General features: G+C 42.0%; 16 protein-coding genes. 8 read left to right on the top strand and 8 right to left on the bottom strand.

What is annotated here, in order from left to right; all coding sequences use genetic code 11:
• Nucleotides 1-51 precede the first annotated feature (51 nt).
• The 6 genes from G6047_RS10330 (at nucleotide 52) to G6047_RS10355 (ending at nucleotide 8119) form a co-directional block, all read left to right on the top strand.
• Nucleotides 52-1059: a dioxygenase family protein gene (locus G6047_RS10330; protein WP_169527526.1), complete on the top strand. Its 1008-nt coding sequence runs from the start codon at nucleotides 52-54 to the stop codon at nucleotides 1057-1059.
• Between the two features lie 130 nt (nucleotides 1060-1189).
• Nucleotides 1190-2377: a phosphoglycerate kinase gene (locus tag G6047_RS10335; RefSeq protein WP_169527527.1), complete on the top strand. Its 1188-nt coding sequence runs from the start codon at nucleotides 1190-1192 to the stop codon at nucleotides 2375-2377.
• A gap of 20 nt (nucleotides 2378-2397) precedes the next feature.
• A complete protein-coding gene (gene asnB / locus G6047_RS10340; RefSeq protein ID WP_169527528.1) occupies nucleotides 2398-4305 on the top strand; it encodes an asparagine synthase (glutamine-hydrolyzing) in 1908 nt (635 codons plus the stop codon).
• 306 nt (nucleotides 4306-4611) lie between these two features.
• The gene (locus G6047_RS10345; protein ID WP_169527529.1) at nucleotides 4612-6657 is read left to right on the top strand and encodes a LysM peptidoglycan-binding domain-containing protein; all 2046 of its coding nucleotides are present in this window, start codon (nucleotides 4612-4614) and stop codon (nucleotides 6655-6657) included.
• Between the two features lie 35 nt (nucleotides 6658-6692).
• Nucleotides 6693-7673: a DUF4837 family protein gene (locus G6047_RS10350; protein ID WP_169527530.1), complete on the top strand. Its 981-nt coding sequence runs from the start codon at nucleotides 6693-6695 to the stop codon at nucleotides 7671-7673.
• The gene (locus G6047_RS10355; protein ID WP_169527531.1) at nucleotides 7670-8119 is read left to right on the top strand and encodes a GNAT family N-acetyltransferase; all 450 of its coding nucleotides are present in this window, start codon (nucleotides 7670-7672) and stop codon (nucleotides 8117-8119) included. The genes G6047_RS10350 and G6047_RS10355 overlap by 4 nt, the downstream gene beginning before the upstream one ends.
• A 1-nt stretch (nucleotide 8120) precedes the next feature.
• Here the strand turns inward: G6047_RS10355 and G6047_RS10360 are convergent, their stop codons facing one another.
• The 3 genes from G6047_RS10360 to rnpA form a co-directional block, all read right to left on the bottom strand.
• Nucleotides 8121-8939, bottom strand: coding sequence for an OmpA family protein (locus G6047_RS10360; protein WP_169527532.1), 819 nt, complete (start codon nucleotides 8937-8939; stop codon nucleotides 8121-8123).
• Nucleotides 8939-10576, bottom strand: a complete 1638-nt coding sequence (locus G6047_RS10365; RefSeq protein WP_169527533.1) for a S41 family peptidase — start codon at nucleotides 10574-10576, stop codon at nucleotides 8939-8941. The genes G6047_RS10360 and G6047_RS10365 overlap by 1 nt, the downstream gene beginning before the upstream one ends.
• 129 nt (nucleotides 10577-10705) lie before the next feature.
• Nucleotides 10706-11113, bottom strand: coding sequence for a ribonuclease P protein component (rnpA, locus tag G6047_RS10370; protein WP_169527534.1), 408 nt, complete (start codon nucleotides 11111-11113; stop codon nucleotides 10706-10708).
• A 268-nt stretch (nucleotides 11114-11381) separates the two neighbouring features.
• Here rnpA and G6047_RS10375 point away from each other — a divergent pair, with 268 nt between their 5' ends.
• Nucleotides 11382-11636, top strand: a complete 255-nt coding sequence (locus tag G6047_RS10375; protein ID WP_169527535.1) for a hypothetical protein — start codon at nucleotides 11382-11384, stop codon at nucleotides 11634-11636.
• Between the two features lie 305 nt (nucleotides 11637-11941).
• Here G6047_RS10375 and G6047_RS10380 read toward each other — a convergent pair whose 3' ends face one another.
• The 5 genes from G6047_RS10380 to G6047_RS16720 all read right to left on the bottom strand — a co-directional run bounded on the left by G6047_RS10380 (nucleotide 11942) and on the right by G6047_RS16720 (nucleotide 20090).
• Complete coding sequence (locus G6047_RS10380; RefSeq protein WP_169527536.1) at nucleotides 11942-12979, bottom strand: patatin-like phospholipase family protein; 1038 nt, start codon at nucleotides 12977-12979, stop codon at nucleotides 11942-11944.
• Entirely contained in the window at nucleotides 12976-13470 is a 495-nt protein-coding gene (locus G6047_RS10385; protein WP_169527537.1) for a M15 family metallopeptidase, read from the bottom strand. The genes G6047_RS10380 and G6047_RS10385 overlap by 4 nt, the downstream gene beginning before the upstream one ends.
• 146 nt (nucleotides 13471-13616) lie before the next feature.
• Nucleotides 13617-13916 carry a hypothetical protein gene (locus G6047_RS10390; protein ID WP_169527538.1) on the bottom strand — a complete coding sequence of 100 codons (300 nt, stop codon included), beginning with the start codon at nucleotides 13914-13916 and terminating at the stop codon, nucleotides 13617-13619.
• Nucleotides 13913-16144 (bottom strand): zincin-like metallopeptidase toxin domain-containing protein, encoded by a 2232-nt coding sequence (locus G6047_RS10395; protein ID WP_169527539.1) that lies wholly within the window; start codon nucleotides 16142-16144, stop codon nucleotides 13913-13915. The genes G6047_RS10390 and G6047_RS10395 overlap by 4 nt, the downstream gene beginning before the upstream one ends.
• A 52-nt stretch (nucleotides 16145-16196) precedes the next feature.
• Complete coding sequence (locus G6047_RS16720) at nucleotides 16197-20090, bottom strand: hypothetical protein (RefSeq protein ID WP_211165425.1); 3894 nt, start codon at nucleotides 20088-20090, stop codon at nucleotides 16197-16199.
• Between the two features lie 294 nt (nucleotides 20091-20384).
• Between G6047_RS16720 and G6047_RS10405 the strand changes: the two genes are divergently transcribed.
• Nucleotides 20385-21083, top strand: coding sequence for a S24 family peptidase (locus G6047_RS10405; protein ID WP_169527540.1), 699 nt, complete (start codon nucleotides 20385-20387; stop codon nucleotides 21081-21083).
• The last annotated feature ends 26 nt before the right edge of the window (nucleotides 21084-21109 follow it).

A 21109-nucleotide genomic window follows, 5' to 3' on the forward strand; every position in this document is an offset into this window, starting at 1 on the left:
ATTGTTTAAATTGTTTTGTATTTCTTTTTTTGTCCAGCTAATACAAATGGTATGGAAAGAAAAGTATTTTTAAGAAACAGCATCGGGTTTTTAGGATTGGCGATGCTTGCACCGGAAATGCTCACAGCCGGAAAATCGGAATTGGAAGAGGCGTTGGTGTGCAGCCAGACGAATTCAGAAACAGCAGGTCCTTTCCCAACCATCAATCCGTCATCTTATGTTACTTCGGATATTGTTGGAGACAGAACCGGAGTCGGTTTCACGGTCAACATCACGATCAAAAATGTAAACGGTGGCTGCAACGGATATGAAGGCGCATTGGTCGATATCTGGCATTGCGACAAAGACGGCAATTATTCCCAATACGGCGGAACCGGAATGCAACCCACGAACTACACGGCGTATCATTTTCTTCGCGGACGCCAGGTGACCGATGCCAACGGATTGGTGACGTTCACTTCGATTTTTCCGGGTTGGTATACGGGCCGTGCCACTCATATCCATGTGCATATTTACAATGCCTCGGGAATTTCGCTTTTGGTGACCCAGATCGCTTTTCCGGAAGGAACTTCAAGTGCCGTAAATACCGTTAACGCCGCAACATCTTACGGTTATACCAAAGGAATGACAGGATACACCTACAACAGCAGCGACAATGTTTTTTCAGATGGCGTCAGTAATGAATTGTCGACCGTTTCCGGAAGCCTCGCAGATGGTTATGTATTGGATCATGAAATTTATGTAAACGGACCGACACTTGGCATATCGGATTTTGAGGCCGCCGAAGATTTCGCAGGTCAGAATTATCCTAATCCCGTGAAAGATACGACTACGATTCCAGTTGTGATGACAACATCCGGGAACGTAAGTTTTGAACTTTTTGATGCTGGCGGACGTCGTATCGGTCAGCCAAAACACTATCAATTATCTGCCGGGAACAATACTATTTTGCTTGATAAGAACGAATATAAGCTTGAAAGCGGCTATTATTTATATAAAATTACAATAGACAACGGAACACGTCTTGTTTCATTCACCCGGAAATTACTTGTAGCGTAAGCCTAAACTACCTGTATCCAAAACCCTTTTGCGGAAGAAATTTCACAAAAGGGTTTGTTTTTTTGAACCTATTCGTAACCAAAGCGGCGGACCAAAAAACTATATTTGCATTCCATCTAAACATAAAAGAATGAAAACGGTAGACCATTTCGATTTCAAAAATAAAAAAGCGCTGATACGTGTTGACTTCAATGTGCCTCTCGACGAGAATTTCAATGTGACCGACGACACACGTATTTCTGCAGCAAAACCAACGATAGATAAAATCCTGAACGATGGCGGAAGCGTGATCCTGATGTCGCATCTGGGTCGGCCGAAGGGAAAAGAAGACAAGTATTCGCTCAGACACATTCTGAAAAAAGCATCGGATATTTTTGGGAAAGAAGTCAAGTTCGCCGAAGATTGCCGCGGAGAAGTAGCCAAAAAAGCATCGGAAGATTTGAAACCAGGCGAGATCCTGTTGCTCGAAAACCTCAGGTTTTATGCCGAGGAAGAGGCCGGAGACGAAGGTTTTGCCAAAGAATTGGCTTCATTAGGTGACATTTATGTGAACGATGCTTTTGGAACGGCTCACCGCGCCCACGCATCGACTACTATTGTCGCCAAGTTTTTCCCGGAGGCAAAATGTTTCGGTTATCTGCTCGCCAAAGAAATCGAATCGTTGAATAAAGTATTGAACGACAGTCAGAAACCCGTGACTGCGGTACTTGGTGGCTCCAAGGTTTCTACTAAAATTACCGTCATCGAAAACATCCTCGACAAAATTGATCATATGATCGTGGGTGGAGGAATGACCTATACGTTCATCAAGGCGCAAGGCGGTCAAGTTGGTGATTCCATTTGTGAAAACGACAAATTGGATCTGGCCCTTGAAATCCTTAAAAAAGCAAAAGAGAAGGGCGTTGAAGTCCATATTCCTGTAGACGTAATTGCTGCCGATGATTTCAATAATAACGCCAACACCAAGGTGGTTGATGTAGATAAAATCCCTGACGGTTGGCAAGGTCTCGATGCAGGTCCGAAAACCCTCGAGAATTTCAAGGAAGTCATCCTGAAATCAAAAACGATTCTCTGGAACGGACCGCTGGGTGTGTTTGAAATGGAGAACTTCGCCAACGGAACCATCGAACTCGGAAATTATATCGCAGAGGCAACTAAAAATGGAGCTTTTTCGCTCGTCGGTGGCGGTGATTCGGTTTCGGCCGTAAAGCAATTCGGGCTTGAAGATAAAATGAGCTACGTTTCTACGGGAGGCGGTGCCATGCTTGAGATGCTTGAAGGAAGAACATTGCCGGGAATTGCGGCTATTCTGGAATAATTCCGGACAACCAAAAATTTATGTGCGGAATAAACGGCTACATCAGCGCAAATGAAATTTCTACGGAAAAACTTCATCAGCGACTGTCATCAATGAATCAGGAAATCCTTCATAGAGGCCCGGATCAGGATGGTTTTTTCAACGAGAATCATAACGGACGGGCAATTGGGATGGCTATGCGTCGGCTATCGATCATTGACCTGAGTTCTGGCCAACAGCCTATTTATACCGAAGACAGACAGAAAGTCATCCTGTTCAATGGCGAGATTTACAATTATCAGAAATTGCGCAAGGATCTGATTGCCGACGACATCCGTTTTGAAACCAATTCAGATACCGAAGTCATCATAAAATTGTATGAAAAGCACGGTGTCAAAGCCTTTTCGATGCTCGACGGCATGTTTGCCTTCAGCATTTACGACAAGGAAAAACAGATGCTTTACATTGCACGTGATTTCTTTGGGGAAAAGCCGTTGTACTATTATCAGAATGGAGATGATTTTCTTTGGGCATCGGAACTAAAATCAATTATTGAAGTTTCATCACACAAGCCGGAAATAGATAAAACGGCGCTGAATCTGTATTTCAGACTGACTTATATTCCAGCTCCGTATACCATTTACAACGGAATCAAAAAGCTTGGGGCCAATCATTACATCGCTTTCGACTGCAGGAATTTTACATTTTCAATCGAGGAAATCGAACAGAAATTCGAAGCATACGGCTCGTTTTCAAAAGCCGAAGCCGCAAAAAAAACGGAGGAACTTGTCCGCGAAAGCGTTGTTTCAAGATCTATTTCAGATGTACCGCTGGGTACTTTTCTTTCCGGTGGAGTAGATTCGTCGATCGTTTCGCTTTGTCTGGCGCAGCAATCGGAAAAAAAAATCGACACATTCTCTATCGGATTCGATAAGAAATCTTTTGATGAGACCGATAAATCCCGAACTGTCGCAAAACTAATCGGAAGCAATCACCATGAATTCATAATCTCGGAGGCCGATTTGTCTGATAACATAGATAAAATCCTGCTCAATTTTGACGAGCCGTTCGCCGATTCTTCTGCATTGCCGAGTTTCGTAGTTGCCGAAAAAACAAGACAGTTCGTAACCGTTGCACTTACAGGCGACGGAGGTGATGAGGTTTTTGGCGGCTACAACAAATATTATATGGGAAGCCTGAACCGCAAATACACATCGGTTGTCCCGAAAGGGTTGCACAAAGGACTTCAAAATGCCGTGATGCCACTTTTGAAAACGACGGACGATAACCGCGGAAAGCGCCTGAAGGCAAGAAGACTTCTGGAAGCGATCAATTATGAAGGTGATTTTTATTACAATATTATTTCGCTTGGGTTTGAATTCTCGGAAATCGCAGCCATATTAAAATCGGATTTTGTATCTGATAATCCGCTGGAAATCTATAAGAAACAAATTGGCAGCAACAATAAAACGCTGACGGATTTCCGTAATATTGACCGCTTGCTCAGTCTTGAAGGCGACATGCTGGTTAAAGTTGACCGGACAAGTATGTTGACTTCATTAGAATGTCGTGCACCTTTTCTGAACAAAGAATTGTGGCATTTTACCAGTCAGCTTCCGGAGAATTTCCTGATGAATGGCTGGGACAAGAAACACTTGCTTAAAGAGGCTTTCAAATCTTATTTTCCGAAGGATTTTCTTGATAAATCTAAAAAAGGATTCGGTGTTCCGGTTGGTGACTGGCTTCGTGGAAAATTAAAAGAAGAACTGTTGTCTTATGTAGACGCTCGTTTTCTTGAAGACCAAGGACTTTTCAATAGCCAGAAGATACTTCCGATAGTCCAAAACCATATGAACGGAAAAGCTGATAATACGTTTCGGGTCTGGACATTTTATTGTTTTCAGAAATGGTATGTGGCTCATTTCAACAATGCTCCTAAATTGGTGTGATTTCAACAGGAATTATATTAAACCACTTTTTTAAACGCAAAATTTTATCAGGGCCTTTTTTAAATTATTCGAAAGGTTAAGCAAAAATTGTTGATGAATATGTTAAAAAGTATACTTAAAAAAACACTTTGTAGTTATATCATTAGCGAATTTTGTTATACAATGATTATGTTTGCAAAAAGCCATTGTTAATTGAATGACTTTGTTGCACGATATTTGACAGAGTGCGCTTATTATTTCCAAGAACATAATACGAATAAAAGCCGGGTTTCTGGATTTCCGAACCTGGTATCTAAAACGTAACGAATGAATATTAGAAAGGCCACACTTACATTACTCCTCGCAGTTTCCGCAGCCGGCCTGGCACAGGAAAATACACAAAAAGACTCAGTTGCCGCTGTTCAGGTGGTTCCGACTCCCGAAGTCAAAATTTCTTACCTTGATTCTATAAAAGCTACATTTGTTCATGACCAACTGGCTTCATGCGTAGATAGCTTGTGGATGAAGGAATTGACCAATGTCGATATTTTCGATGACATCCAATCAGACATCAAGAATTTCGATCCGGAGAAAAAAGTAGTTTATGATGAGCTTCCGACAGAACTGCTTAAACAACGTCTCAAGGAAATGGACGCGAAATCACCGTTCAACATCGAATACAATCCGGGACTCGAAAACCTCATCAAGAATTTCCTTAAAAACCGCAAGCGTTCCTACGAGCGACTTATGGCTATTTCTGAATATTATTTCCCGATGTTCGAAGAAGCTATGGCCCGAAAAAACGTCCCATTGGAAATCAAATATCTGGCAATCGTAGAATCGGCTCTGAATCCTAAAGCGGTTTCAAGAGTAGGTGCAACCGGGCTTTGGCAGTTCATGTACCAAACCGGAAAACAGTACAATCTCAAAATAGATTCCTATGTTGATGAACGCAGCGACCCGTTAAAAGCGAGTGAAGCTGCGGCCCAATATATGGCGAATATGTACCGCATTTTTGGGGATTGGGATCTGGTACTTGCCTCGTATAATTCGGGTCCGGGGAACGTTGCCAAGGCGATCCGTCGTTCGGGCGGCCAACAGAACTTCTGGAACATCCGCAGGAATCTTCCTAAAGAAACACAAGGTTACGTTCCGGCTTTCCTTGCCACCATGTACATTTATGAGTACCACAAAGAACACGGAATCGTTCCGAACCGAGCGCTCGTAAAGCATTTCGAGACAGATACCGTCATGGTGCGCCGCCAGATTTCGTTCAAGCAGATTTCTGATTTGCTTGATATTCCGGTTGCCCAATTGCAATTGCTGAATCCGTCATATAAACTGAATACAGTTCCTGCATACAACGATGCACCTCACTATTTGAGATTGCCGAACGATAAGATGGCGATTTTCACTTCCAACGAAGATAAAATATATGCTTATTGCGCCCATGAGGAACTAAAACGCGAACGTCCGTTCAAAAGCAGTTCTTTGCTGGCATCACGTGACAGCACGCGCACGAAATCTGATAGCACGACCCGTACAAAATATTACAAAGTGCGTCGCGGTGACAGCCTTAGTGAGATTGCTGAAAAATACGATGTATCTGTTGCAAGCCTTAAAAAATGGAACCGACTCAAAAGCAACAAGGCGCCAATGGGCAAAAGCCTGAGAATTGTTACTACGGAGGCTGTCGCAGTAAAACCTCAAGTTGTTAAACCGACGAGCCAGGATGTGGCATCAGTTGAGGTTAAAGAAGTCAAAAAGGCAAAAGAAGATACAGATACCACGGCGACGACACGTTTGAGCCAGGTTTATGTGGTTCAGGCCGGTGATAATCTAAGTTCGATTGCGCGTCGTTTCAACGTTTCGGTAGACGATATCAAGAAATGGAACGATCTTCACGACAACAATGTGAAACTGGACAGCAAACTGACCATCGCCCAATTGATCACAGAGAACACGAACGATGCTGCAGTTGTCGATAATCAGCCAAAAACACAGGAATATGTTGTGGCTAAAGGCGACAACCTGAGTGCCATTGCCCGCAAATACGGAATCACGCTGAACGAACTCAAGGAAATGAACAACCTGACAGAAAACAGTGTGCTTCTGGGAACCAAACTGACTGTTCCTGCTAAAACAGATGTCGAGGATACTGCCGTAGCTGAAGCGGCTGCAAAAACTAAAAAAGAACGTATTGCAGCGGTCGAGAAGAAAAAATCGGAGCATTACTATGTCAAGAAAGGCGATTCACTTTTCAGCATTGCCAAGAAATATCCGGGGGTTTCGATTTCAGACATCAAGAAATGGAACGGAATCAACGGAAGTAACCTGAAACCGGGCATGAAGCTTAAAATCAGTGGGACTTAAAAATTAAATTGATACTTTTAGGGCTTTATTCAGAGATGAAAAAAGCCCTTTTTTTTTGGCTGATTGCAATCGTTCTATCCGGATGTGGGAAAACCGATGATTCGCGTAAGACGGAAGCTGCCGATAAACTCAATTCTGTGGCCGTGATCATTGACGATAATCTGTGGCTTGGAACGATAGGCGATTCGCTGAGGAACAAACTCGCCGCGCCAATGACGGGCCTTGATCAGGAAGAGCCGTTGTTCACCCTGAATCAATATCCGGCCAAACTTCTCGAAGGTTATATGACCCATAGCCGCAATATCATCGTCATCAAAAAAAACGACAAGCTGACCCAGAATGTATATCAGGTAAAACGTGACCAGTATACTCGGCCACAGACTATTTTTTCTATTTCGGGCAAGACTACGGCCGATATCATCCAGACGCTTGAAATGCATGCTCCGGATATGATTGCACGCATTCGGGCGGTTGAAATTGCCGAAAGCCAGAAATCGATCAAAAATGCACTTGCCGACGATAAGGATCTCGAAAAGATGTTCCGTATCCGGATGAATTATCCAAAGTCTTATAAAACGGTTCTCAAGCGACGCAAGTTCATCTGGCTAAAAAAGGAAATCACCAGCGGAAGTTCAAGCATTCTGGTATATCAGATTCCCGAATGGCAAATCGGGATTTCAAATGATATGGATGCGACGATAATCCGACAGCGAAATGCCGTAATCAGGAAGTACATCCGTGGAACACGCCGCAATACGCCAATGGTGACGGAGAATTCGTTTACGCCCTATTTCAATGAAATAACCCTGGCCGGAAAACCTGCTTATGAAATGCGCGGAACCTGGGAACTCGCCAATGATTTTATGCAAGGTCCTTTTTTAAGCTATTGCATTCATGACAAATTGCATAGGCGCTACGTTTTTGTAGAAGGCTTTTGTTATGCACCTTCACGCGAGAAACGTGATTTGATGTTTGAACTCGAAGCAATCCTTCGGACCGTATCTTTTATGAAATGACAGAACCAATTTGGAAAATAAGACGTTTTGAGCAACTTTCTTCGCTTGAACTATACCAACTGCTGCAATTGAGGAGTGAAGTCTTTGTGGTGGAGCAGGATTGCGTCTATCAGGACATCGATGGCAAAGATGCCAAAGCAATGCATGTCACCGGTGAATACGATGGCAAAATCGTAGCTTATTCACGAATCTTCAAACCCTGGGATTATTTCGAGCAGGCCAGCATCGGTCGTGTCGTGATTGATGCGAATTATCGCGACCGAAAATGGGGACACGAATTGCTGCGGCAATCGATCAAAGGCATCGAAACTTTTTTCGGGGAAAACAATATCCATATTTCCGCACAATGTTATCTGCAGAAATTCTACGAATCACATGGGTTTGTCGGAGTTGGCGAAACGTATATGGAAGACGGCATTCCGCATTTGGGAATGGACCTGAACTAGATTATACTTTTGTGATCACAAGCTCCACGCGGCGGTCGTATTCCGGTTCTTTTCCAAGAGGCTTTGTGTTTCCATAACCTTTGAAGGTCATGCGTTCCTTTGGAATCTTTTTGAAGATGAGGTATTTGTATACCGATTCCGCCCGGTTCGTAGACAATTTCCTTTTTTTAGTGGCTAAGTCTATGGCTTCGTTCTGATACGGAGGCGTACAGCAAACATGTCCCTGGATTTCGAATTCCAGATTCTTGTATTTCAAAAGCAACTTCGAAAGTTTATCCAATTGGGTCTTGGCCTGGAATGCCAGCTTACTGCTGCCACGTTCGAACAACAGACCTTCAAGGTAAATATGGTCGCCCACTTTATGGCTTTTCTGGATTCCGGTGTAGAATCCGGGAATGACGATTTCGGGCAACGGAAGCAAGTTCAACACCACATCTACGCGACGGTTCTTGGAACGTTTTTCCGGAATTTTTTCAGGTTCGATATCGTCCTCGATCATGATTTTACCCTTGCCTTCAATACTGACGATGATTTTGCTTTTAACACCGCTTGCAAGCAATTTGTCTTTGATTGCCGTAGCACGTTGGGTCGATAATTTGGTGTTGTAGGCCGCTTTTCCAACATCGTCCGTGTAGCCGAAAATCTGGATGGATTCGATTCGTGTGGAATCGGTTTTTTTGATGAAGTCGATAACCGCATCGGCCTGTTTTCCGTCCAGGGTGGCTTTTCCGGATTCAAAGTAAACAGATTGTACAACTTCTTCCTGGGCCAGAGAGATTTGGAACAGGAACAACAGCGGCAACAGCAGTAATGATCGCATCAGATTTTGAGAATTTTATTATAATCGGCGGGAACGTTGAGGATGGCAACGGCCTTTTTGATTTCAGAATTATTTTTGAGATAATATTGATAAAGTCCTTCTTTGTACGAGTAACGCTTGATGGCTTCGTCCAAAAGCAACGTCTTGATTTCCTTTTGGTTCTGGTTGAGTTGTGTCTCCTCGCTTTTCTGCAAGGCACTCAGTAATTGGGCGTATTCCGTTTTGATGGAAGAATCGACCTGTTCCTTCGTTGCCGCAGCCAATGTATTTTTAAGCGCGACTTCCGTTTCCGTATCGAAAGAGAAATTTGTGCGTTTGAGGAATTGCTTGAAATCGAGGAAATCCGCATCAGAAATCGTCGGCGTCTGTCCGGCGGCCAGCGGATGTTTGTAATAATATTCGGTTACATAATTGAAAATGCCGTCGTTGCGGACCAAAGCGTCAGAAATCGGGCTGGTTTTGGTCTCTGCCAGTTCCACATCTGGTAAAATTCCGCCGCCATCATAAACCGTACGGCCTTTGCGTGTTTTGAAGGCGTTATATTTTGTAGCTTCGGTCCGGATCGCTTTTCCGTCTTTGTCTCGGTGGGCGTAATCTAAAGCTTGAATACAACGGCCGGAAGGCGTATAATATCTTGAAATGGTGATTTTAAGCTGCGTTCCGTAAGTCAGGTCGATTGGACGCTGTACCAAGCCTTTTCCAAAACTGCGGCTCCCGACAATTACGGCCCTGTCCAGATCCTGCAACGCGCCGGCGACGATTTCAGATGCCGAAGCGCTTTTTCCATCGACGATGATGACCAATGGGATTTCAGCATCGACCGGATCACGTGTGGTTTTGTAGGTGTTGTTGTGTTTCTCGAGTTTCGATTTTGTCGTGACGATAGTTTCGCCTTTGGCCACGAAAAGGTTACAAATGTTGACTGCTTCGCCAAGCAAACCGCCCGGATTTCCTCTCAAATCCAAAACGATGCGTTCGGCTCCATCGCGTTTGAGTTGCTCGAGTGCTTCTTTAGTATCGGATGATGCTCTTTTGTTGAAAGCCGTCAGTGCGATGTAACCCGTTTTGTCATCGATTTTGGCAAAAAACGGAACTGCTTTTAGTTCCACCTCGTCAAGGACAAGCTGTGTCTTTTGGATTTTGCCCTGGCGTTTGTACGTGATGTCGACTTTAGTATTCTTGCTTCCTTTGAGCAATTGGCCCGCGTCTTCCTTGAAATCTTCGAGGTTTACGTCGCCAATCTGTATGATTTCATCTCCCGCTTTGAGTCCGGCTTTGTCGGCTGCGTAATTCTTGTAGGGTTCCTTGATGATGAGGCGTCCGTCTTTTCGCTGGATCAAAGCCCCGATTCCGGTGTATTCGCCCGTGTTGTTGATCTTGAATTTTACCACATCGGCTTCGTTAAAGTAAACCGTGTAGGGATCGAGATCGGCGAGCATGCTTTTTATGGCGTGATCCATCAGTTCTCCCGGATTGACTTCGTCCACATAATTCTCGCTTACGGCTTTGAACAGATTGGTGAAAATTTCTATCTGTTTGGCAACTTCGAAAAAATCTTCTTTGAAACTCGAGCCGACAAATAAAAGCCCGGCGCCGATTACGGGAAAAACATATCTTTTTTTGAAAGAAATCTGCATGTGTCAATCTGGGTTATGATGCTGCGGAACCCAATTCGGGCAGCATATGATAAGGCGATAAAAATAAGAATAAAACCACAGAGTCAAGGTTGCTCAACACGAATTTAACCTAATTGGCAAACAGATGGATTATTCCGTGGTGGAAGTATCTATTTTATGGGCTTCTGCCTCATTTTGCAAGTCGGCGAATTTCTTAAAAAGCTGCTCGATTTTGACCGTGATATCTGCATAAGACATGGTTTCGGAATTCGAATATACGATCATGCAGGCAACAGGGGATTTTGCAGCATCGATCAAAAGAGATTTGTTGTGCCGATACGCTTCCCGCAGCCTGCGCTTGATCAAATTACGATCGTGGGCCTTTTTAAAGAATTTCTTCGGGACGGATACACCGACCTGGATTTTGGAAACCGAATCCTCGATAGGGATAAAAACCAACCGCAACGGATATTTGGAAACAGATTTGCCTTCACGGAACAAACGTTCAATGGTCAATCTGCTCTTGAGTTTCTCTGAATTTGGGTAACTGCGATCCATTGGGCCAAAGATACGAAGCCGGATTGGGTATTTGACCGTGGCATGATTCCACGTTTCGTATCAAATGTATTCCACACTTTTCCCCACATTTGGATTTTTGCAAATTTCGGATCTTATGGAATTCGAAAAAAAATGCTTAGGACATAATCTGCTTAAAATCAGTAAGGTTATGGAGGTGCTGTTTTTGATAACAAGACAATCTGTTATCTCTATGGTTTTACAGGCACACCGATTGCCTTATTGCCCTCGAACATAAATTATGATAGAAATGAAAAAAGTATTTTTCGGTGCACTGCTTCTGATGGGAATGGGCGCCATGGCTCAGGAAACACCTAAAAAAGAAGAGAAGAAAGCCGCTACGGAAACAACGACAAAGTCAACCGATGCATCCCAAACTACAAGTCCGGCACTGACACCTCAAAAGTCTTCGACACCAACGACTTCATCTGATAAAACAACAACTACCACAAAGCCAGAGACGAAAGATCCGGCTAAAAAAGAGGAAACCAAATCTTCTAAATAAGAAGCCGAAAGGCACGGTGACGGCAATTTGGAAATACAAGTTGCCGTTACTTCTTAAAATGCTGTAAGCCAATCTGGAAATCCTGAAATGTTAACAAGGAATTTCTGGCTTACCTTTACATTAAGATAGAAAAGCAATATCCGCGGGTTGAAGAAACAACTGCTACAATAAGCGGGTAACTACATAAACATCAACACAACGACTAAGTCCGGAGATCGAATTTCCGGCATCTTCAGGGGAAAGCCAAATTTGGGCATACCTGAAAATAGAAACCCTTTCGGAATATGACTCGAAAGGGTTTTTTGTTATTTGTTACGGACAAGTTTTTTGGCGATATCGGCCAATAAATCCCGATTTTTGTCAACGAAAGCCAAACCGGCCTGAATGAGTTCATAAATGTTCTTTTCTCCAGAATTATCCATGTCCGGCGAGGCTTTTCCCAGATTCGGAACCAGGCGGTAATAATTTTGGCGATTGCGTTTACCCAGTGAATCGAACATTTTGCCCAAATGATAATCTACGGTTTCGGCATTGGCAGAAAGCAAAATATCTATAAGCGGCCCAATCCATTTGAGCTTTCCGGCGTTTTCAAACTTCTCGAATGTGTAGGACTTAAGTACTTCGCCTGTTCCGATTGAAACCAGGATGAGATCATTTATATTGGGATGGTCGGGCTTTTCAGGATCATTGAGGATTTCGGAAAAGCGAATTTTTCGCGCTTCGGTAAAGGCACACAGCGATGGATTGTTAGCAAACACACCTCCGTCTATCAAGGTAAATTCCTGTCCATAAAGTGATTTGATCTTAGCTGGTTCAAAATAGGTTGGTGCAGCCGACGTGGCCCGGCAGACATCTTTCACATAAAAATTTTCAAGTGAGGCCTTTGCTTCATGGCTTGTAAAAAACTTGGCGCGCCGGTCAAAAATATCATAAGCCGTAATGAGGCTTGGCTTTACAAGATCTTTAAGTTGAAGTGTTCCGAAAACCTGTTCGAGTTGCTTTTCGAGATTCCGCCTTGAAATCTTTTCATTGAACAGTCCGAAAATATTGAACATATGTTCCCAAAACGATACACTGAAAATGGTTTCTCCGTTCTTGGAATACAAGTCCAAAGCTTCCTGAACCGAAAACTTTGCTTTTCCGTCGTTTCCCGGACAGAGCAGGATAGAAGCTATCAATCCGCCTGTGCTTGTCCCTGCAACCAAATCGAAATAATCTCCGATACGGGCGTTCGGGTGATCGATCTTCTGAAGTTCTTCTTCGATATATTTTAGGATGACGCAGGTTATGATGCCGCGAATCCCGCCTCCGTCAAGGCTTAAAATCCTGATCTTCTTTTTCATGGTCTTTTCTCGTTTGTTAGTATTATATAACCTTGGTCGTTCACGGGAAGTTTGGAAAGCGTTCTCCAATCGCTGAATCCTGATTTTTCAAAATGAGAATAATCCTTATTCGTTTTCCAGTCGCCACCCCACAACCATCCATATTGTTTGAAAATTTTCACACATTCCATCCAGTCCGCTATTTTATCATCATCGAAATCTTTGCCGATGTCCCAAATGGCTTCTTTTCCGTCGACAATCAGGCAGATATCGACTGCAAAACCGTAATTATGGATTGATTGGCCGGCTTTGGCATTTGTGACTTTTTTCCCGGCAATCGTCCTCCCGATGGCGTAAAGTTTCCTTTGTTGTTCTAGAGTCCGAAGACCTTGAGTGATGCGAAGCTTTGCTTTTCCGGTCAGAATTTTGTTACAACTATCGACTATTGTGGCAACTTCTGTCCGGATTAACGGATGTAGTCTGGTGAGGTGAAGTATTGTGTGATTGTCCATAAGACAAAGATAGAAAATAATCTTACTAAACACAAATTAAACGAAGATTATTTACTTATATCGATGGATTTTGGTAATAAAAAACCGCTGCATGTTGGAGCGGTTTTAATTTTATAATACTGTAAAGAATTTTAAGTTTTGAAAAGTCACATATTTAGTCCAAGATGAAAATATTTATCATTGGCTGCATCGTACGTCAAATCAAAATTAGATGTTTTCCATGAAATGCTATGAACCAATTTTGTATCATCTATGATTGTAACTATCGGTGAAACGTCATCAGCATCTGAAAAAACAAAATGAACTAACCAGTAATCAGAATTATAATTCTCATCAATCTCTTTTGATACAAATGTAGATTTTTGATTTACGAAATTTTCCCATTGTCCTATATCTTCCAAGGCTTTCTTCGCCAACTGGAATGTTTGTTCTTCTGTTAAATTCATTGCTTATATCTTGAAAATTTGTAATATGGCAAACTCAATAAATCCTCCATTTCCTTCACAGCTTTAAAGCGTCCGGTTTCTAAAAGGGCAATTTTTTTGTAATATTGGTAGGAATCGACCAATTCATTTTCCGTCCATCTATTTTTGGACTGCCAAATTCGATCCCAAACCAATTCTTCATGTTTCCACTGGTCAATACTATAGAATTTTTTAGCTCCCATTTTCTTTAAATCCTCTAAATGCCATAATTCATGTTGCCAAGTAAGTTCGGTAATCTGTTTTCTGAAATAGATTTTTGGTGGCGGCCCCATGGAAAAGCTGCCTAATACTTTGCGAGCATTCCACTTAACAATTCTTTCGGCGTCCTTTACTTCATCGACAATATGAATCTCTAAATTAAAGTTTTTGTAGTCATGTAATAAATTTTTGATTCTTTTTCTAAGCAATCTTTCACCAATAAATTTTCCTCCGTCCCATGTGTTTATTGCCTGTCTTTCTAATTCTATTATGTCGTCCAAATGTTCGCTAAAATTATTGACATCCAACAACTCTTTCTTATTAAGTGAATTCCTGTTTTTTTCAAGAACAGTTTCTAAGTCAGCGGCCTTTTTTCTTAAAATCCTCGTACTTAAAGCATCTGTACCCAAAATGCACAATTCAAACCAGAACAAATACTCACGAAGTTTATTTACCAAATCGCGATTTTTGGAATTTTCGATAAGGCTAAGTCCAATGGAAATAACACTGCTCGAAACCTGAAGTATGCCAAATGTTGTGCGCAGGACAACAAAAGTGATTTCTGCGGTTTGGGCAATTCGTCTTAATTGTAACAAAGCTCCGACACCAGTGTATAAACTGATAAAATCCGCCGTTATCCAAAGGGCTTTTTCAAAATTTTCCCAAGCACCTTTATCGTCGAAAGCCTTGAGATAGAATGCAGGGATTTTGACACCTTCAGCAAGGATCAAATCTTCATTTTGGACTTCCTTTAGTGCTATAAGATCTACTGGCTGGAATACATGATAATGAGTATAGGTGTCTTCCAATAAAGGAATTTCCGTTGCTGTTGTAATGGTAATATCAGAACCTGACATCTCAAAATCGAAGTTGTCAAGCCGGAATCCCAAAATATAATCCTGAGTGTATGCTAAGGGAATCGGGATGTCATAATCATTGAAGACTTTATTCCCAGAATCGATGTAAATGCTTTCCGACCAGATTTTAGCCAATAAAATCATTGCTTGACTGAAATTATTTCCTCCACCCCAATCGTTCATTTTGTCATATATTGTAAGAAAAGCGTTTTGCCCATTTATATGGGTGGTCAAGAGTTTGTTTAGAAAAGATGTTGCATTGAAACTCTCTTTTTCTGTACATGTTTCTAAAAGCTTCAGAACAATTTGTTCTCTTGCATTAGGTAAAATATTATCGCTGAGTAATCCGAAGAGGAAATATTCTATTGTTGAATTTTTAAAAAACTTAAGTAAAAAAATAGGTAAGTCATATAAGACATGAAGTGCTAAAGGATTTGAAATCAATCCATCTTCTAGCTTACGAGCGACGTCTTTGAATATTTTTTCTATATACAGTTTTTGCTGTTTCTGATGCAAATTGCTAAGAATAATCAAAAGGCTATCCCAACTCAAATCAGATAGTTTAATGGCAGCGTTCTCTTTTAGGTATTCGATATTCGGATTGTTTAGGGATATATTGCCGTCATTTCTGTATGGGAAATACAAACAATATGGCGCATATCCCAATCCTTCATCACTCAAAAACACTTTTTCTGTATCTATATATGCAATTTTTTTATTCAAAATCGCCTTTCCAGTATATTCTGTGTCTTGAAATTCCCACGAATTTTCAACATTCGGACTTCCATTAATGAACTTTTTATAATCAAAAATTGATTTCTCATTATTTGCAATTACAATGACATCGTCCAGTTGATTTTTTTCTTCAAAGTCGGTAATGATTGCCATTGCCGCCCCAATATGGTAGAGAACCGCCATAAAATCTGTATATCCAGTATAAAATTCTCCTTTTGCTTCTTTATATAAAAGACTGTTTTTTCCAAAAGGGGTATTTAATGCATATTCGTTAGATATTTCTCTAAATTCTCTGGTGCTTTGTGAGTTTAAGAAATTGTTTTGTAATTCGAGGAAATTAATATTGTTTATATTTTCTAAACCCTCCGCATCAAAATCTGAAAATGATAATAGTTCCATATTGATATTTTTAAAACCCCCGCCATTACAGCGGGGGTTGATTAAACAATGATTAAGGGGCAACATGCTGAACTTCGAGATTCGCTTCCAGAACCTGGTCGGCATGCAGCTGGACTCCAATGGCCCGTGATCCGGAGACCACTTCATATGCATCGGTGGGCAAATCGTCATTAGCATCTATGAACAACTCATAGTTTCCGATAGGAATGGTGTTAAGTTCCCAATTACCGTCAGGCGTGGAATAGGTGAGATCCTGGATGACATGATCCAGACGCTTGAGTACCACTTTGATTTCCTTGCCCTGGTTACCTTCAATATGACCAATAATCTTGGCATATCCCTGATTCCCTAGCTGGGCTTCACTAATTTCGAAACTTTCAGACTGTGGAACAGCTTCCGGATCTTCGAAGTCTTCCAGGTCATCCTCGTTGAACGGAAGGGCTTTGCTCACTTTTAATCCGATGCTGTCAGCCTGCAGTATCGTCAATGAAGTTGGAAGACGAGTCGGCCAGGCTTTTCCTTCTTTGACCCCGACAGGCAATGTCAGCTCTTTCGTAATGGCCATGAATAATTTGTCTTCAATAAGAGGAACTTCTCCACCGTTCCAGATTTGCCCGGTTTGCAGGTAATAGCGAACGGCATCTTCAAATCCGGGGCGCACCGTTACAATTACACGTGCTGTACCGGCTTGCATGAAGCTTCTGAATAACGGGTCATTGTTGTCATACTGATACAAGGCGCCCCAATCTTCGCGTCTTCCCCAATAGTAAGGGTAGAAATTGTAGGACATGATATCCCATTCAAAAGCCTGCTCCATGAATTTAGACAAGGCAGCGTATTTATCAAGGACAGTCGTCACATTGACTTCATGATTTCCGAAATTTCTGGTTTCACCCGGATTCAATGGTTTAAACATATCTTTTCCATAGGTGCTTGTTGCAGCCGGATTTTGATCAATCAGATAGGAGATACAGTTTTTACGCAATATCATATTCTCAATCTGTCTGTAGAAACCCGGATTAGCTTCTTTTATGGCTCCTTCTTTGGCTTCGGCTTCGGCCATTTTTTGCTCGTATTTAGACAATGCGTCTTCATAAGCATCAATTACGGCTTTGAATGATTCGAGTCTCCATTTGTTCATCGTTTCAGGTGTCGGACGGCATTTCACGCTGGCCGTAATGTCTCCGGCAACGTGGTTCCCTAAAGTGAAAGATACAGGCACCTCGACTTGGTAAGGTATGATGTAGTCGTTCACAAACAATTGCTCCGCAAAGAAAGTGCTCTCATACTTGTTGGTCACATTCCCAATAGATAGGCTCAGTAATATTCCGCCACCGGAGCCGTTATCGCTGACAGCGGAAAAAACACCGCTCGCATAATATGCTTCATAGCCTTCCGGAACCTTGATAGAACCTTGACCGGCATTTGCTTCGATGCTGCCAAAAGTTACTGCTGATTCGTCATACAGAATTTTAAATGATGCTCCTGCGGATAATTCTGCGGTAGGTTGGGCCGGAATTTCTGCGTTGTATTTCCCTGCCCAATATTTCAGGTTGGAGTCGGTTATGGAATTAAAGTCTTTTAGCTGCAATAGTGCATCAGGAGGCGTATTGGGTAAATCCTCGAATGTCCTTGGATCTGCAGGCTTCTGGAGGACTACACCAGATTTATTAGCCTCCATTCCAAGCAAATGCAATTTTGCCGGTTCCGGGACCATAAATTCAAACATCAGACGCTTTCCATAATTTAAAATCTGGTTTTTGAAAATTTTATCGACCCAGCGGTAGACCCCTACAACATGTTTGTCGCCTTTGGTATTGTCATAACCGTGTTTGTTGTTCTCTTCAAATTCCTCGATGATTTTTTCAATACGCTCTTCCTTGACTTTGGTGACCATCCTGTCCAGGGCGCGCTCTGTAATTTCCTTTGCCTGATTTACAGCAAGCATATTACTTTCATCGCGGGAGGAATGTGTAGCAAAGCCGGCATTGGCACTGATTTGATAGGCGTCAGTTCCGTAATTTGCATTTACGCCGGCGGTAATATCCGTTGCCTCTGCTAAAACTTTTGCCACTTCAGAATGCATCTCAAATCTATCTGTAGAAGTCGTATCTGTGAGTTTTTCGCGTTCGCTTTCAGATGCAGAAGTAATGGTATTCTCGCTTCGCCTCAACCTTCTGGTAGCTTTTTCGCGATATTCTCGGGCCATGATGTTTTCAATGGCAGCTACTTCTCCTTCTACGTAACCCTGAACCGAAGTCTCAACCTTTTTGTAATCGGCTATACCAAGTTGTTTTACCCCAAATCCAGATGGAATGAATGAGCCTTCTGGTTGTGAGTCTGTGGGATTGGTTTCCGTCTCGTCATAGGGCTCTCTTTGGGTTTCAAACATTCCACGCATACAGCTTAACGTGCTGTAAAAGTTAGATTTGAACGACTTTACCGCCCCATTGCCAAACGAAATGGAGAATTCTATATATTCGATTTCTTCATAAAACGCGCCCATATCTAAATCTTCTTCATGCAGGTTGCTCAATGTGATATGGTTGCCGTTCCTGATCTGGGAATACGACTGGCGACCTACTTCCGAGCCGTTCTGGTAAACCGCCAATGTATCTACCGCACTTACTTCCCACGAAGTATCAGGCACATCGAATTCAAGGGCGAAATGGACATAGGTGTTTCCGTTGACATTACTCTTATAGTTTGTCGGGCAGCACTGGAATTCAAAAGGACGTTCGTCTTGCGTTTTTTTAGCAACGCGCACGCCACCAACTATCGCAGTGGCATCTGATGTGTCAGGATTGTTTGCAATGATGCTGTCTGCGGCTTTTCTTGCAGCACTATCTGTTAATTGTTCTACATCCTCGAATGTCAGGTCAGGTCTGAAGGTAATGGAACTCTGGATAATCTGTTGAAAAATACTGGACTGGGTTGAATCAGGATCACGTTCTACACCAAGTACATCCAACAAGGTAGCATAGGCGCCGCGTGAGAACATGGATTCCAAATTCAGGAGGTCCATTTCTGCCTTGTAAGTGAATTTGAATTCCGGGATGTCCAGATCTGGAGGCAACGGGATTTTTTGACAAGGATCCAAAGGGTCGTAAGCCACGCCTTCTGGCCTGACACCGCAATAGGAGTTTTTAAGTGACTTGACCTGAGCTTTGTAATTTTCGATTTCGGTTTTGTGATCTTCCAGGTAACCTTGCCGGTCCAATTCCAACGCCGAATTATATTTGTCCCAGTAAATGGCTTTTGCTTTAACGAGTTCTTTTTTTAGCGTCCCAAGCCTTACCAAAAAAGCAATAGATTCGTTCCGTTTCAAAACCTTTGACATGGTTGCGGAAGGATTTGATAAAACCATTTCACCCGGTTTAAATGAAGTCCTGAATTGAGCAGGCTCGGATTCCAGTAAATCCACGAATATTTCCCTAGGCAAAACCACCGTGGCTTTCAATGCAATCTCCAATTCATCCTTGTCTATCATTTGTATCACATGCAAAGCTGAAAGAAGCTGCATAAGGAGTTCTTTTGCATAAAAATCCTTTTGCATGATGATTTGGTAAAAAAGATTTTCCCAAAGTATTTGCAAATCATAAACCTGGGTAGAAGTAAGGTTGCCGTAATAATTAGCGACTTCAGATGCGGTTTTTGATTTTTTATTGCCCGCAAGCCAGATTGCGAAGTGATACAGCGCCGGTGAAACAGTTGCCTTTATACCAGCAACATCCAACACCAATGAATCGTCTTCAAAGCCGGACGCTTTCTCTTTAAGCACAGTCCACTTTTTCCCTGGATCCGCTGATATTGCATGGTGAAAAGTGGTTGTGATATCGTTTGGAATAAATATGAACCGAAAAATCTCATCGCGATCATCGGCCAATTCCGGCGACCTCATGGTCACAAACCGAAATAGCGTGTTTTTAATTTCTGAATTAGTCATTTTAAAAATTTTAATTGATTATTTTCCTCGTTTGTTATAAATAAGACGGCGGTTTTCCATTTTCCGGACAATGGCGGCAATGCCGAATTAATAACAATGCAAATATATAAGAATATAGTCATCTATACAAGTAATTTATAATATTATTTTCATCGCGCCTTGATGTTGGCTTTAATCTTTTATGCATAATCCATTCAAATGCTGTTGCTTTTGTTGTTTTATTTGAAGTGAAATTTTTCTAACAAAAATCTTTTTGTGGTATTTTTTTCTACCTTTGTGAAAATTTGAATTAAAATGGTTTCAGAAAGAGTTGGCCAATACATTGAAAAAAAGGGCATTAGCTACTATGCATTTGAAAATAGTCTTGGAGCAAGCCGTGGAAGTATATCAAAAGCGGTTAAAGAAGGAAAGAGTATCGGCTCAAATGTGCTTGAAAATATTATGGGTATTTACAAAGATTTGAATCCGTCATGGCTTTTGACCGGCCAGGGAGAAATGTTTATATCCGGAAATGAAGTATCAGCAAACCGTGAAATCCAGACTTTCCGGCTTAAGACAGATTCCAGCCTAGAAAGTCAACAGATTCCGCTCTACGATATTGAAGCTATGGCCGGATTGGTGCCGTTGTTCCAACATTCCGAATCACAAGAGCCAATAGACCATATTTCCATACCGCATTTGCCTAAATGTGACGGAGCGGTTTATGTCACAGGTGACAGTATGTATCCGCTACTGAAAAGCGGAGATATTGTGTTGTACAAGGAAATCCACGATATCCGCAATGAGATTTTCTGGGGTGAAATGTATCTGCTCAGCATTGATATGAGTGGTGAGGAATACATCACCGTAAAATACATTCAAAAATCGGAAATACCAGGTTCAGTTCGTTTGGTAAGCCAGAACCAACACCATCAGGATAAAGATGTGGAACTGGGAAAAATAAAGGCTTTGGCATTGGTCAAGGCAAGTATCCGCATCAACGCAATGCATTAAATAAATTTTATACAATCAAAAAACCC

The sequence above is a fragment of the Flavobacterium silvaticum genome, from assembly GCF_012911565.1.
GTDB lineage: Bacteria > Bacteroidota > Bacteroidia > Flavobacteriales > Flavobacteriaceae > Flavobacterium > Flavobacterium silvaticum.

Coding starts and splice junctions, on each gene's coding strand:
- G6047_RS10330 (WP_169527526.1), top strand. CDS start 52: ATGGAAAGAAAAGTATTTTTAAGAAACAGCATCGGGTTTTTAGGATTG.
- G6047_RS10335 (WP_169527527.1), top strand. CDS start 1,190: ATGAAAACGGTAGACCATTTCGATTTCAAAAATAAAAAAGCGCTGATA.
- asnB (WP_169527528.1), top strand. CDS start 2,398: ATGTGCGGAATAAACGGCTACATCAGCGCAAATGAAATTTCTACGGAA.
- G6047_RS10345 (WP_169527529.1), top strand. CDS start 4,612: ATGAATATTAGAAAGGCCACACTTACATTACTCCTCGCAGTTTCCGCA.
- G6047_RS10350 (WP_169527530.1), top strand. CDS start 6,693: ATGAAAAAAGCCCTTTTTTTTTGGCTGATTGCAATCGTTCTATCCGGA.
- G6047_RS10355 (WP_169527531.1), top strand. CDS start 7,670: ATGACAGAACCAATTTGGAAAATAAGACGTTTTGAGCAACTTTCTTCG.
- G6047_RS10360 (WP_169527532.1), bottom strand. CDS start 8,939: ATGCGATCATTACTGCTGTTGCCGCTGTTGTTCCTGTTCCAAATCTCT.
- G6047_RS10365 (WP_169527533.1), bottom strand. CDS start 10,576: ATGCAGATTTCTTTCAAAAAAAGATATGTTTTTCCCGTAATCGGCGCC.
- rnpA (WP_169527534.1), bottom strand. CDS start 11,113: ATGGATCGCAGTTACCCAAATTCAGAGAAACTCAAGAGCAGATTGACC.
- G6047_RS10375 (WP_169527535.1), top strand. CDS start 11,382: ATGAAAAAAGTATTTTTCGGTGCACTGCTTCTGATGGGAATGGGCGCC.
- G6047_RS10380 (WP_169527536.1), bottom strand. CDS start 12,979: ATGAAAAAGAAGATCAGGATTTTAAGCCTTGACGGAGGCGGGATTCGC.
- G6047_RS10385 (WP_169527537.1), bottom strand. CDS start 13,470: ATGGACAATCACACAATACTTCACCTCACCAGACTACATCCGTTAATC.
- G6047_RS10390 (WP_169527538.1), bottom strand. CDS start 13,916: ATGAATTTAACAGAAGAACAAACATTCCAGTTGGCGAAGAAAGCCTTG.
- G6047_RS10395 (WP_169527539.1), bottom strand. CDS start 16,144: ATGGAACTATTATCATTTTCAGATTTTGATGCGGAGGGTTTAGAAAAT.
- G6047_RS16720 (WP_211165425.1), bottom strand. CDS start 20,090: ATGACTAATTCAGAAATTAAAAACACGCTATTTCGGTTTGTGACCATG.
- G6047_RS10405 (WP_169527540.1), top strand. CDS start 20,385: ATGGTTTCAGAAAGAGTTGGCCAATACATTGAAAAAAAGGGCATTAGC.